Below are 13,230 nucleotides of genomic sequence, written 5' to 3' on the forward strand. Positions count from 1 at the left end.
TTCGTCTGCGGGCCGGTGGGGGGCTGGTCGCGCAGTTCCCCGCGCCCCTGAAGGACGGGGCCTACGGCCCCTGCCCCGGAATCCCTCCCGAGCCGAGCCCAACCCCCTAGGGGCGCGGGGAACTGCGCGCCCAGCCACAGACAACCCGCAGACGAACCCCGGGCATACTGCCCCCGTGACCACCCACGACTACGCCACGTACATCGCCGCCCTCCCCCGCGTCCTCGCCGGCGCAGCCGCCCTCATTCGCGACGGCCGGGGACACGTCCTCCTCGTGCGGCCCAACTACCGTGACGGCTGGGCCCTCCCCGGCGGGACCATCGAGTCCGACCAGGGCGAGACTCCCCGTCAGGCGGCCCGGCGCGAGTCGCTGGAGGAGATCGGGCTGGACGTGAGCCCGGGACGGCTGCTCGCGATCGACTGGGTGCCGGGGCCGGACCGGCCGCCGATCGTGGCGTACGTGTACGACGGCGGCGTCCTCGCCGAGGACCGGCTGAAGGAGATCCGCCTCCAGGAGGAGGAGCTGATCGACTGGCGGCTGGTCCCACGCGAGGAGCTCACCGCGTACCTCCCGGGCCAGCTGGGCCACCGCGTGCTCGCCGCGTTCGACGTGCTGACGACAGGGGCGGGCACGGTGGAGCTGGAGAACGGGCGGGCGGTGGGCTGACGACCATCGGATCTACGTCAGCGCATTCCGTCAACCATGCTGCCCCGAACGGGAGTTGCCCGCACAATGTCCCCGTGCCGCAAGACGACTACATGGAACTCATCCTCGACGACGGGGCCCGGGTCAGAGTAGGGCTCACCCCCGTCGGCGAACCGAGACCGACGGCCCGGGTGGCGGACGACGACCTGCCGGGCGGGATCGGCGGGGCGACACCCGTCGGCCGCGGCGGCGAGCGGGTCGCCGCGCTCGCCACGGACACGCTCGCGGCCGTACTGCGACCGCTGGGCCCCTTCCTCCAGCAGGTGCACGACTCCGTACGGGAGATCCCGAACCCGCCCGACTCCCTCGACGTCGGCTTCGGCCTCCAGATCGGCCAGGACCTCAAGCTCGGGATCGTCGGCGCCAACGGCCAGGCCAGCATGACCGTCTCGGCCACCTGGCAACTGCGGCCCGGCGAGACCAACGGCGGCAACTGACCCGTGGGCTGGTTCAAGGCACCCGGCGCCGACCCCTCCGCCGACGCGCGCGGCGCGCTCGTGCGGGTGCTGTCGGCCGACCGGGGACGGACCGCCGGCGCGGGCGTCTATCTCTCCGGCCGCCGACTGCTGACCTGCGCGCACGTCGTCAACGCCGCGCTGGGCCTGCGGATGCTGAGCCCGCGCGACCCGGGCGCGGTCACCCTCGACGTCTCCTTCCCGGCGCTGGCCCCCGGCACTGCGGGCGCCCGGCAGGCGCGCCTGGTGGCCTGGGTGCCGCCGCGCGCCGCCGACCGTCAAGGGCCGGTGGCGGACGGCTCCCTGGAGTGGGGCGGCGACCTGGCCGTACTGGAACTGGACGAGGAACCGCCGCCCCCGGTGGGCCCGGTGCGCTGGCTCGACATGCGGGCCGGACAGCTGGTGCGGGCCTGGTACGGCGGCGGTCAGCCCTTCGCGTACGCGGACGTCCAGGTCGGCTCGTGCGACGGGCGGATCGGCTATCTCGACGGGCAGCTCTCCGGCGCGGCCGTCGACGACGGGTACAGCGGCGGGCCCCTGTGGTCGCCCGCCGACGGGGCCGCCGTGGGGCTGGTGATGGGCCGGATCACCCCGCCGGACGGGGAGTTCGACACCCAGCACACCGTGCGCCGCAGCTGGGGCCTGACCTGGCAGTCGGTCCGGCAGGAGCTGTTGCGGGTCGGGGCGGCCCCGGACCCGGCGCCCCCCGGTGCGCGCGAGCCCGTCGGCGGCGACGAGTCGGTGCGGGACATGATGGTCGGCCCGCTGCACGCCCTGCTGGGCGACCCGACCGTACGGGCGGCGCACTCCACGGCGCTCGGCGCGGCCCTCGGGATGCGGACCAGGGCGGACGGGACGGCGCCGTCGGTGGAGGAGCTGGCGGTGGTGCTGTGCACGGTCGAGCGCGCGCTGCCGACGCTGGCCGAGTCGCTGGCCCCGTCGCTCGGCGACGCGCGCGGCCGCGCCCAGCTGGACCGGCTGCTGGCGCTCGGCCGGCTCACCGACGCGGCCGGGCTGCTCTCCGTCGCCGAGCACCGGGCGCTGCTGGTGAAGTGGGACCACCTCACCCGCCAGGACCCGGGGCTGCTCCCCCGGGCGGCGACGGCGGCGCTGCCGTATGTGGACCTGCCCCGGTCGCTGACGGCCGCCCGGCTCGACCCCGACGACGTGCCCGGCGCGGTGCGCGAGCTGGAGGAGTGGCCGGGCGACGGCTCGCCGGTGCCCGACGAGACGCCCCGGCTGCCCGCCCTGCTGCGGGTCGTCGAGTACGCGGCCGCGGAGACCGGCGGCATCGCCTGCCAGGCGCTCCAGGAGTGGAGCGGCCGGGTCGCGGACCGGCTCGGCATCCACCCCTCGGCGCTGGGCGAGCGCCGGGCGGACGCGGCGCGCTGGTCGGACCGGTCGGCCGGTACCGGGGTCCGCGTCCTGGTGGAGCTCAGCCGCCACCCCAAGGACCCGGCCGACCGCTACCGCTGCGCGGTGTGGCGGATGCGCGCGGATGGCACGGCCGCCCGCACCGCCGCCGGCGCCGAACGGCCTCGCACCGGGCGGGAGATCGCCCGGCTGGTACGGGAGGTGGCCGGGGGCGCGGAGGGCGCGGGGCAGAACGTGGCGCTGGTCGCGGTGTCCGTCGCCCCGGACGCGCTGCACCTGCCGGTGGACGAGTGGGACGGGGCGAGCGCCGACGAGTTCTTCCCCGCGCCGCTGGGCGAGGACTTCCACCTGGTGCTGCGCTGCCCGCAGATCAGACGCCGCTCGCGCACCGGCGCGGGCGACCTGAAGCGCCGCTGGGGCGCCCGGCACCAGAGCGAACCGCTCGTCGCGGACCACCACGTCTCCGACGAGATGGAGCTCATCCGACTGCTCAAGACAACCCACTACGACGCCGCGCGCGTCATAGTGCACGGGCCCCCCGGCGGCCGGACGCGGCTGCTGCACTTCTGTCTGGCGATGGGGGTGCCGATCGTCCTGTGGGACCGCGCGGAGCCGGGGGACGCCGGCCTGCTCGACGGGGCGGGTCCGTACGGCCCCGTCGACGAACTCCCCGAAAGGGTCCGGCACTTCAGGGTCCGCGCCTATATGGACCCCGAGGTGCCCGCACGGCCGGCGCTGGTGTGGGAGGACGCCGAGCTGCCGCTCCCCGACGAGCTGCAGCTCGCCGACCCCTCGCGGGGACCGGAAGCAATCGCCCGCCCCTCGGAAGGAACGGATCAGGCGACATGACGGAGAACGACGGGTGGCGGCTCTTCCGCGGCGACCGCACGGCCCGCCAGGTGGACTTCCCCGAGGCGCCGCCGTGGCGGCAGTTCGCCAACGGGACCCCGGGCACGCGGGTGCGCCACCGCCCGTATCTGATCGGCCGCACCGAGGCCGACGTGGTGAGCGCCGCGCTGCATCTGCGCCGTCCGCTCCTGGTCACCGGGCACCCCGGCACCGGCAAGTCCTCGCTGGCGCACGCCGTGGCGCACGAGCTGTCGCTCGGTCCGGTGCTCCAGTGGCCGGTCAACAGCCGGTCGGTGCTCAAGGACGCGCTGTACGGGTACGACGCCATCGGGCGGCTGCGCGAGACGCATCTGCGCCAGGAGCGCGGCGCACCGGAGCCCGACATCGGCACCTTCGTGCGTCTGGGACCGCTGGGCACCGCGCTCGTCCCGCGCGAGCGGCCGCGGGTGCTCCTGGTGGACGAGCTCGACAAGGGCGATGTCGACCTCCCCAACGACCTGCTGACGGTGTTCGAGGAGGGCGAGTTCGAGATCCCCGAGTTGTCGCGACTGCCGGAGGCGCAGTCCGAGGTGCCGGTGCTCACCCATGACCCCGAGGGCGGTCGGGTCACGGTCACCCGGGGCGTGGTGCGCTGCCGCGAGTTCCCCGTGGTGGTGATCACCAGCAACGGGGAGCGGGACTTCCCGCCCGCGTTCCTGCGCCGCTGCGTCCGCCTGGACCTGCCGGATCCGGACGAGGAGCGGCTGCGGGACATCGTGGCGGCGCATCTGGGCGAGGGGGCCCTGGAGGGCGTCGACGACCTGCTGCACGCGTTCCTGAACCGCCGCGCGCCGGGCGAGCTCGCCACGGACCAGCTGCTCAACGCGGTGTTCCTGCGCAAGGGCGGGGTGAATCTGAACGCCGAGGGCCTGCTCGACGCGGTGCTCCACCGGCTGGGCGGATCGGTCTAGCCGTGCCGCGCGCGGAGCCCTCCGACGCCCTGGCCAAACTCGCCGCCCTGGTGGGCCACGAGCTGTCCACGCACGAGTTGCTGGACACGCTGTGGCTGGCCGCCCGGCTGCCGAGCGGTGCCGCCGCCCCGCTGGCGAGCGCCCTGGCACCGGACCGGGTGCGGCAGCCGGGCTCGCAGGCGTGGGAGGATCCGCGTACGCCGCCCGAAGGCACGGCGGTGCCGCCCGACGAGTCCGGGGACGGCGACCCCAAGGAGGGCACCGGGTCCCAACCACCGCTCCCCACCCAGCTGTTGGGCGCCCTGCACGCGGCGGCGGCCTCCCGCAGCGCCCCCGAGTTCGCCGGTGCGACCTCCTCGCCGCAGCGCCCGCCGCGCGGCACCGGGGCGCTGCCGGTGCGGGTGCCCGAGGAGAAGGCGCTCGGCGACGGGGAGCTGCGGCTGAGCCGGTCCCTGCGGCTGCTGAAGCAGCCGCATACGGGCTCGCACTTCTGGGAGTTCGACGAGGAGGCGACCGCCACCGCGATGGCCGAGAGCGGCCTCCCCGACGTGGTGCTGCGGCCCGCGCGGCAGCGCTGGCTCGATCTCACGCTGCTCATCGACGACGGCCTCTCGATGCTGCTGTGGCGCAGGCTCGCCACCGAACTGCGGTCCGTCTTCGAACGGTTGGGCGCCTTCCGGGACATCCGGGTGCACGGCCTGGACGCCCGCTCACCCGACGCGCCCGGCCTCAAGGTGCGCCCCTTCGACCCCGGCGGCCCGCTGCTCTCGCCCGCGTCCGCCGCCGACCCGTCGGGCCGCACCCTGGTCCTGGTGATCAGCGACGGGGTGGGGGCGTGCTGGCGGGACGGGCGGATGCACGCCGCCCTGGAGCGCTGGGCCCGGCAGGGCCCTACGGCGGTGGTGCACGCGCTGCCCGCCCACATGTGGGACGCCTCCGGCATCCGCTCGGAGCAGTGGTCGGTGACGACGCGGCGGCGCGGGGCTGCCAACCACACCTGGGAGGTGACCGACCCGCTGTTGCCGCCCGGCCTCGGCGACCGCTTCCCCGGGGTGCCCGTCCCCGTACTGGAGCCGTATCCCCCGGCCGTCGCCGCCTGGGCGCGCCTGGTGGCCTCGCCCGGGGCCAGCGCGGAGCTGCCGCTGCTCGCGCCGCCGGGTGTGCGGGGCCTGCGGGGCGAGGCGGCGACCCGGGGCGCGGACCCGGCCGACGCGGTGCTGCGGTTCCGGGACGCGGCGTCCCCGCAGGCGTACCGGCTCGCCGCGCACCTCGCGGCCATCTCGCCGCTGACGGTGCCGGTGATGCGGCTGGTGCAGGCGGCCGTGCCGTGGCGCTCGGACACCGCACACCTGGCCGAGGTGTTCCTCGGCGGGCTGATGCGCCAGGCCGACCCGCCCGGCCCCGGGCTCCCCGCCCAGCACCGCCGCTTCGGCTTCCTCGACGGCGTCCAGGAGATCCTGCTCGACACCGCCTCCCCGATCGACCTGCTGCGCACCACCCGCGCGGTGACCGACCGACTCGCCACGCTGGTGGGCCGCTCCCCCGACTTCCCGGCCTGGCTCGCCCATCCGTCGGGGACGGGCGAACTCCTGCCGGGGACCAGGCCGTTCGCCTGGCTGGAGGACCGGCTGCTGACCCATCTGGGCGCCAAGCCCATGATCTCGGTGCAGCCGCCGTCCGCGGTCGTGGAGCGCGAGGAGGTGGGGCTGCCCTCCGTCCTGGAGGCGGCCCCGTCCTGGCAGCCGCTGCAACTGCTCGACCAGCAGGTTCTCGGCCCGTACACGCTCCAGCTGCGCGACGAGAGCCGCGGCAAGGCCGTCGCGTACATCGGTGAGGACCCGGACGGACGGCAGGTGCTGATCAGGGTCGCCCGCTCGCCCGACTCGCCCACCGCCCGCGAGCTGCTGGCCACCGAGCGGCGGGCGCTGCGGCGCATGGACGGGGTGTACGCCCCCGTCGTGGTGGCGAGCGACCTGAACGAGAGGACGCCGACGCCCTGGATCGCGCTGGGCCTGGACCCGCTCAGCAACGGTCTGCCCGCGCCCACGCTGAGCGCGGTGCTCCAGGCGGCCGGGCCGCTGCGCGACTCGCCCCTGCTGGCCTGGCTGGGCTGGAGCCTGGCCCGGGCCGTGGCCCGCTGCCACGGCAAGGGCCTGGTGCACGGCGCGCTGACGCCGGGCACGGTGCTGGTCACCGAGCGCACGCTGCACATCGTCAGCTGGACGTCGGTCCGGATCGACGGCGCCTCCAGCGCCTCCCTGCTGACCGTGCCCCCCAACTCGCCCTACCGCGCCCCCGAGGTGACGTCCTGGGGCGAGTCCCGGATCGCGGCGGGCGATGTGTACTCGGTCGGGGCGATCCTGCTGCACGCCGTGACGGGGCGGCACTGGCGGCAGTACCAGTTCGACCTCCTGCGGCGCCACCCCGAGTTCCGCCGCCTCGACGAGCACCTGCGCGACCTGCTGCTGCGCTCGGTGGACGAGGAGCCGGAGGCCCGGCCGACGGCGCGGGAGCTGGCCGAGGCGTTCGGCGCGCTGCTGCCGGTGCCGGTGGAGTGGGAGGAGTACCCCGACGACCCGGCCGCGGCGGACGCCGAGGACGTCCCCGAGGAGGAGGACGACCGCGAGCAGTGGATACGGACGATCCGGGCGCCGCTGCGCCGGCCACTGCGGATCGCCGTCCTGGGCGTGAAGGACCGGGCCGGGTGCACCACGATCACCACGGTGCTCGGGGCGGTGCTGGCCGAGCAGCGGCAGGAGCGGGTGCTGGCCGTCGACACCGACCGGCACGCGGGCACCCACATCCACATCGCCCGCCGCGTCTACCGGGCGACGGAGGCCTCTCTGAACGACCTGGCCCGCTCCGGCCACGAGATCGAGCACTTCGACCACCTGCGCCTGTTCCTCTCGCAGCACCGGTCCGGACTCATGGTCCTGGCCAACGACTCGGTGTCCCACCCACCCACGGTCGGCCAGTTCGCGGACTACGAATACCGCAAGGTCGCGGACGTGACGGCGCCGTACTTCGACATCACGCTCGCCGACACCGACAAGTTCCCGCAGGTCGTCCTCGAACTCGCCAACCGGGTGGTGATCGTCTCCCGGGCCGACCCGGCCGGGGTGACCCAGGTGCAGCGGGCCGTGGACCGCCTGGTGTCCATGGGCAGGTCGGACCTGGTGGCGGAGGCCGTGGTCGTCCTCAACCACAGCCGCCCGGCCGCCGGCTGGACACTGGACGCGGCGACGATCCGCAGCCTCAGCTCCCGCTGCCGGGGCATCCTCACAGTCCCCCGCGACGGCCATCTGACGACCGGCAGCACGGTGGAGCTGTCGTGGCTGGCCCCGGAGACGTACAAGGCGTTCCTGCGCCTGGGGGCGCTGCTCGTGGAGGACTGAAGGGCGGGCGGGTCTGGCAGCGACGTCAGAACAACGACACCCGGCGTCCGTCAGAACAGGGCGTCCTCCCCCGCCCCCTTCTCGAAGGCCAGCAGCCGCTGCTTGCGGTCGAGGCCACCGCCGTAGCCGGTCAGGCTGCCCGTGGAGCCGATCACACGGTGGCAGGGGACGATGATGCCCACCGGGTTCTTGCCGTTGGCCAGGCCCACCGCGCGGGAGGCGCCGGGGTTGCCGAGGGCCTGGGCCAGTTCGCCGTACGAGCGGGTCTCGCCGTACGGGATGCGGCGCAGCTGGTCCCAGACCGCGCGCTGGAAGTCGGTGCCGCGCAGGTAGAGTTCCAGGTCGAACTCGGTGCGCTCGCCCGCGAAGTACGCGCCGAGCTGGCGGATCACCTCCGGGAACGGGCCGCCGTCGTCGGGTTCGCCGAAGGTCTCCTGGGGCGGGCGGTGGCGCTGGCCCTCCATGTAGAGGCGGCTGAGCACGCCGTCCTCGGCGACCAGGGTGAGCGGGCCGTACGGACTGTCGGTGACGGTGTGGGTGGTGGTCATCGTGAACGTCCTCACGCGGGGAGGTGGTTGATGGGGTGGTCGTCGGTGGCCCAGAGGTACTGGACGGCGTAGGCCCGCCACGGGCGCCAGGCGGCGGCGCTCGCGGTGAGGGCGGCAGGCGAGGAGGGCAGGCCGAGCGACTGGGCCGCGCGGCGCACGCCCAGGTCGGAGGGGAGGAACGCGTCCGGGTCCCCGAGCGCCCGCATCGCGATCACCTCGACGGTCCAGGGCCCGAAGCCGGGCAGCTCCAGGAGCTGGGCGCGGGCCCGGTCCCAGTCGGTGTCGATGCCCAGGGCGAGGCTGCCGTCGGCCAGTGCGGCGACGAGCGTGGTGAGGGTGGCGCGCCGGCTGCGCGGCAGGGCCAGGGACTCGGGATCGAGCCCGGCCAGCGCGGCCGATGTCGGAAACAGATGGGTCAGCCCGCCCGCCGGGTCCTCCACCGGCTCGCCGTGCGCGGTCACAAGCCGGGCCGCGTGGGTGCGGGCGGCGGCCGTGGAGACCTGCTGGCCGAGCACCGCCCGTACGGCGAACTCCGCCGCGTCGACGGTACGCGGCACCCGGCGTCCGGGGGCCTTGTCGACCAGCGGGGCGAGCAGCGGGTCGGCGCGCAGCCGGTCGTCGACGGCGACCGGGTCGGCGTCGAGGTCGAGCATCCAGCGGCAGCGGCTGATGGCGATGGTGAGGTCGCGCAGATCGCTGAGCGAGAGCAGACAGCCGATGTGGTCGGGTCCGGGGGTGAGTTCGACGATGCCGTGCCCGTACGGGAGGGAGAGCGTGCGGCGGTACGCGCCGCCGCGCCACTCCTCCACGCCGGGAACCGCCGTGGCGGCCAGGTGCCCGAAGAGGTTGTCCGGGTTGAGCGGGGCGCGGTAGGGCAGCCGCAGGGCGATCGTGCCGGGGGCCTGGCGGGCGATGCCGCGCGCGGCGCGGGCGCGCAGGTCGGTGGGGGCGAGCGCGAAGACCTCGCGGACGGTGTCGTTGAAGGTGCGCACGGAGGCGAAGCCCGCCGCGAAGGCGACGTCGGCCATCGGGAGCGCGGTGGTCTCGATGAGGATCCGGGCGGTCTGGGCGCGCTGGGCGCGGGCCAGGGCGAGGGGTCCGGCGCCGAGCTCGGCGCGCAGCTGGCGCTCGATCTGGCGGGTGCTGTACCCGAGCCGCGCGGCGAGCCCGGACACGCCGTCGCGGTCGACGACGCCGTCCCGGATGAGCCGCATGGCGCGGGCCACGGAGTCGGCCCGGGCGTTCCACTCCGGCGACCCCGGGCTGGTGTCCGGCCGACACCGCTTGCACGCCCGGAACCCGGCCTGCTGGCAGGCGGCGGCGCTCGGGTAGAAGGTCATGTTCTCGACCTTCGGCGGCACGACGGGACAGCTGGGCCGGCAGTAGATCCGGGTGGTGAGAACGGCGGTGAAGAACCACCCGTCGAAACGAGCGTCCTTGGACTGGACGGCTCGCACGCAGCGCGCTTTGTCGGTGTGCATGGCCGCGGGGGCCGCGGGGGCCGCGGGGGCCGCGGCGGGGACGGGGTTCATGTGCTCAGCATCGGCTACGGCCGGGGGGTGTCGCTGGCAGGAATGCGACATCAACGTTCCGGGGGATCTTTGTCTGCGGCTGTGTGGGTGGCTGGTCGCGCAGTTCCCCGCGCCCCTTTTCTGCCCGGCCTTCGTCTGCGGGTCGTGAGTGGCTGAGCGCGCAGTTCCCCGCGCCCCTAGAGGGCCTGCGAGGGTGCTGGGGTGCATCACCCCGTGCGCCTGGGCTCCGGGTGCCTACAAGGTGCTGGGCCGCAGCCTCCGTGCGCCTGCGCATCGCAGCCCCCTCAGCCACGCCCCCCTAGGGGCGCGGGGAACTGCGCGACCAGCCACCCACCCACCCGCAGACAAACACCGGGCAGAAAAGGGGCGTGGGGAACTGCGCGGCCGGCCGCCGATCACCGGCAGACGAATCCGCCCCCTACCCCACCGCCTCCTCGAACGCCCGATACGCCGTGTCGTCGAACAGTACGAAGCGGACCTCTTCGACCGAGGTCGGGGGCAAAGACGAGGCCGCCTCCCGTACCGCCCGCACCGCAACCCGCGCCCCGTCGTCCAACGGCCACCCGTAGATCCCCGTGGAGATCGCCGGGAACGCCACCGTCCGGGCGCCCAACTCCCCCGCCACCCGCAGGGATTCCCGGTAGCAGGAGGCCAGCAGGGCCGAGCGGTCCTCGTCCCGCTGCCAGACCGGGCCCACAGTGTGGATCACCCAGCGCGCGGGCAGCCGGCCGGCGGTCGTGGCGACGGCACGCCCCGTCGGCAGGCCCTTGCCGTAGTGGGACGCGCGCAGCCGACGGCAGTCCGCCAGGATCTCCGGCCCGCCCCGGCGATGGATCGCACCGTCGACCCCGCCCCCGCCCAGCAGCGAGGAGTTGGCCGCGTTGACGATCGCGTCCACGGACTGGTCCGTGATGTCACCCTGGACGAGCACGATCGCCGGCCGCGAAGCGGCCTCCGTCATCCCCGGTCCGCCATCCGCAGCGCCCGCCAGACCGCCTTCGCCGCGTTGTGCCCGGACATGCCGTGCACACCAGGGCCCGGCGGGGTGGCCGAGGAGCAGAGGAACACCGACGGGTGCCGGGTCGTGTACGGGAACAGGGACAGCGTGGGCCGCAGCAGCAGCTGCAACCCGCGCGCCGCGCCGCACGCGATATCACCGCCCACATAGTTCGCGTTGTGCGCCGCGAGCTGTGGCGGCCCCGCCGTGGCGCGCGCGAGCACCCGGTCGCGGAAGCCCGGCGCGAACCGCTCGATCTGGCGCTCTATCGCGTCGGTGAGATCGCCGTCCCACCCGTTCGGCACGTGCCCGTACGCCCAGAACACGTGCTTGCCCTCCGGCGCCCGCGAGGGGTCGACGAGGCTGGGCTGGGCGGTGATCAGGAACGGGGTCTCGGGGGCGGTGCCCCCGGACGCCTGGCTCAGCGCGGCGCCGATCTCGCGGCTGGACGGGCCGATCTGCACGGTCCCGGCCCGCCGCGGCTCGGCCGCGGTCCACGGCACCGGGCCGTCCAGCGCGTAATCGATCTTGAAGACGCCCGCGCCGTACCGATACCCCTCGTACGCCCGCCCCAGGCCCGCGATCCGGGCGAGCGCGGTCGGTGAGGTGTCGAAGACGTACGCGCGCGCGGGCGGCAGGTCGTCGAGCCGCTTCACCTCGAAGCCGGTGTGGACCGAGCCGCCCAGGTCGCGCAGGTACGCCGCGAGCGCGTCCGCGATCGACTGCGAGCCGCCGCGCGGCAGCGGCCAGCCGTTCGCGTGCGCGGCGAGCGCGAAGACCAGGCCGACGGCGGAGGTCGCCACCCCGCTCAGCGGGGCGATGACATGGCCGACGAGCCCGGCCATCAGCGCGCGCGCCCGGTCGTCCCGGAAGCGGCGCATCGTCCACGCGTACGGCGGCAGTCCGTCGAGGCCGAAGCGGGCGAGGCCGACCGGGTCGCGGGGCAGGGCGCTCAGCGGCAGCGACATGAAGTCGCGCGCCAGGACGTCCCACTTGTTCACGTACGGCGCCACCAGCCTGCGGTACGTGCCCGCGTCGCGCGGGCCGAACGACGCGGCGGTCTCGGCGACCGAGCGGGCGAGCACGGCCGCGGTGCCGTCGTCGAAGGGGTGCGCCATGGGCAGTTCGGGGTGCAGCCACTCCAGTCCGTACCGGTCGAGCGGCATCCCGCGGAAGGCCGGGGAGCCGATGCCCAGCGGGTGCACGGCGGAGCAGGGGTCGTGGCGGAAGCCGGGGAGGGTCAGCTCCTCGGTCCTGGCGCCGCCCCCGATGGTGTCCATGGCCTCGAAGACCTCAACGGACAGACCGCGCCTCGCCAGTTCGACCGCGGCGGTCAGTCCATTGGGCCCCGCCCCCACGACGACGGCATCGAGCATCGACGGCACCTTCGGACTCCTCACGCCCTTGTGGCCAAGACACCCAGCATATTCCGGGCCACGGACAATCAGGCCCGGGGTGGGTGCGGTTGCGCCACGAGGCGGGCCTGCGGCCGCACCCCCTCCCCGCAGCGGCCCGCGCGTCCGCTCACTCCCCCGCCAGCAGCCTCCGCACCCGCTCCGCGGTCGCCGCGTCCCGGGCGGCCGTGAACGGCAGTGCGTTGCCGCCGGTTATCCGGAACGGCTCGCCCGTCAGCGTCGTGTGGACCCCGCCCGCCTCGGTCACCAGGAGCAGGCCCGCCGCGTGGTCCCACGCCAGCTCCCAGGAGAACGCGGTCGCGTCCAGCTCGCCGCGCGCGACCGCCAGGTACTCGAGCCCGGCAGAGCCGCACGGGCGCGGGCTGACGCCGTCGGTGCGCAGCCCGAGCAGCGCGCGCTTCTGGTCGTCCGTCGTGTAGTCCGGGTGGGAGGTGGCGACCTCGATCACCGCGCCGGGCGCGGGCGCCCCGGACCGGATCGGCGCGCCGTTGCACGTCGCGCCCCGGCCGCGGATCGCGACCGCCATGACGTCGAGCGCCGCCCCGTACGTCCACGAGGCCAGCACTTCGCCTCGGTGCGCGAGCGCCACCAGGGTGCAGAAGCCCTCTTCGCCGCGCACGAACTGGCGGGTCCCGTCGACCGGGTCGACGATCCACACCGGCGCGTCGCCGCCCAGCGCGTCGTACACCGACGGGTCGGCCGCGACGGCCTCCTCGCCGACGACGGCCGAGCCGGGCAGCAGCTCGGTCAGGGCCTGGGTCAGGAACTCCTCGGCGCGCCGGTCGGCGACCGTCACCAGGTCGTGCGGGCCGCTCTTCTCCAGGACCTCGTGCGCGGCGAGCTGGCGGAAGCGCGGCATGATCTCGACGGCCGCCGCCTTGCGGACCGCCTCTTCGACGTCGGACGACCGGTCTTCCAGAAACTCTGCGAGCAACCCTTCGATCATGCGTCCAGCAAAACATGCCCCACTGACAATCGGCGAACGTGGTCCCAATTCCGGGCGTCATCG

Annotated in this window: 10 protein-coding genes; 5 read left to right on the forward strand and 5 right to left on the reverse strand. The window is 74.9% G+C overall.

Going from position 1 to position 13,230, the window contains the following annotated elements; all coding sequences use genetic code 11:
* Positions 1-175: 175 nt before the first annotated feature.
* The 5 genes from IE252_RS19510 (at position 176) to IE252_RS19530 (ending at position 7,729) form a co-directional block, all read left to right on the forward strand.
* Positions 176-667 (forward strand): NUDIX domain-containing protein, encoded by a 492-nt coding sequence (locus IE252_RS19510; protein WP_190090721.1) that lies wholly within the window; start codon positions 176-178, stop codon positions 665-667.
* Positions 668-741: 74 nt separating this feature from the next.
* On the forward strand, positions 742-1,143 hold the full coding sequence (locus tag IE252_RS19515; RefSeq protein WP_229848583.1) for a CU044_2847 family protein: 402 nt from the start codon (positions 742-744) through the stop codon (positions 1,141-1,143).
* A 3-nt stretch (positions 1,144-1,146) separates the two neighbouring features.
* Complete coding sequence (locus IE252_RS19520) at positions 1,147-3,384, forward strand: VMAP-C domain-containing protein (protein ID WP_190090722.1); 2,238 nt, start codon at positions 1,147-1,149, stop codon at positions 3,382-3,384.
* Complete coding sequence (locus IE252_RS19525) at positions 3,381-4,334, forward strand: AAA family ATPase (RefSeq protein WP_190090723.1); 954 nt, start codon at positions 3,381-3,383, stop codon at positions 4,332-4,334. Before IE252_RS19520 ends, IE252_RS19525 begins: the two co-directional genes overlap by 4 nt.
* 2 nt (positions 4,335-4,336) lie before the next feature.
* Complete coding sequence (locus IE252_RS19530) at positions 4,337-7,729, forward strand: SAV_2336 N-terminal domain-related protein (RefSeq protein ID WP_190090724.1); 3,393 nt, start codon at positions 4,337-4,339, stop codon at positions 7,727-7,729.
* Positions 7,730-7,779: 50 nt separating this feature from the next.
* Here the strand turns inward: IE252_RS19530 and IE252_RS19535 are convergent, their stop codons facing one another.
* The 5 genes from IE252_RS19535 to IE252_RS19555 all read right to left on the reverse strand — a co-directional run bounded on the left by IE252_RS19535 (position 7,780) and on the right by IE252_RS19555 (position 13,155).
* Positions 7,780-8,277: a methylated-DNA--[protein]-cysteine S-methyltransferase gene (locus IE252_RS19535; protein WP_190090725.1), complete on the reverse strand. Its 498-nt coding sequence runs from the start codon at positions 8,275-8,277 to the stop codon at positions 7,780-7,782.
* An 11-nt stretch (positions 8,278-8,288) separates the two neighbouring features.
* A complete protein-coding gene (locus IE252_RS19540; RefSeq protein ID WP_190090843.1) occupies positions 8,289-9,758 on the reverse strand; it encodes an AlkA N-terminal domain-containing protein in 1,470 nt (489 codons plus the stop codon).
* A gap of 469 nt (positions 9,759-10,227) precedes the next feature.
* Positions 10,228-10,770, reverse strand: coding sequence for an O-acetyl-ADP-ribose deacetylase (locus IE252_RS19545; RefSeq protein ID WP_190090726.1), 543 nt, complete (start codon positions 10,768-10,770; stop codon positions 10,228-10,230).
* A complete protein-coding gene (locus IE252_RS19550; protein ID WP_373298575.1) occupies positions 10,767-12,182 on the reverse strand; it encodes a phytoene desaturase family protein in 1,416 nt (471 codons plus the stop codon). Before IE252_RS19550 ends, IE252_RS19545 begins: the two co-directional genes overlap by 4 nt.
* Before the next feature lie 148 nt (positions 12,183-12,330).
* The gene (locus IE252_RS19555; RefSeq protein ID WP_373298576.1) at positions 12,331-13,155 is read right to left on the reverse strand and encodes an inositol monophosphatase family protein; all 825 of its coding nucleotides are present in this window, start codon (positions 13,153-13,155) and stop codon (positions 12,331-12,333) included.
* Between the last annotated feature and the right edge of the window lie 75 nt (positions 13,156-13,230).

The sequence above is a fragment of the Streptomyces melanogenes genome, assembly GCF_014649795.1.
Classification (GTDB): Bacteria; Actinomycetota; Actinomycetes; order Streptomycetales; family Streptomycetaceae; genus Streptomyces; species Streptomyces noboritoensis.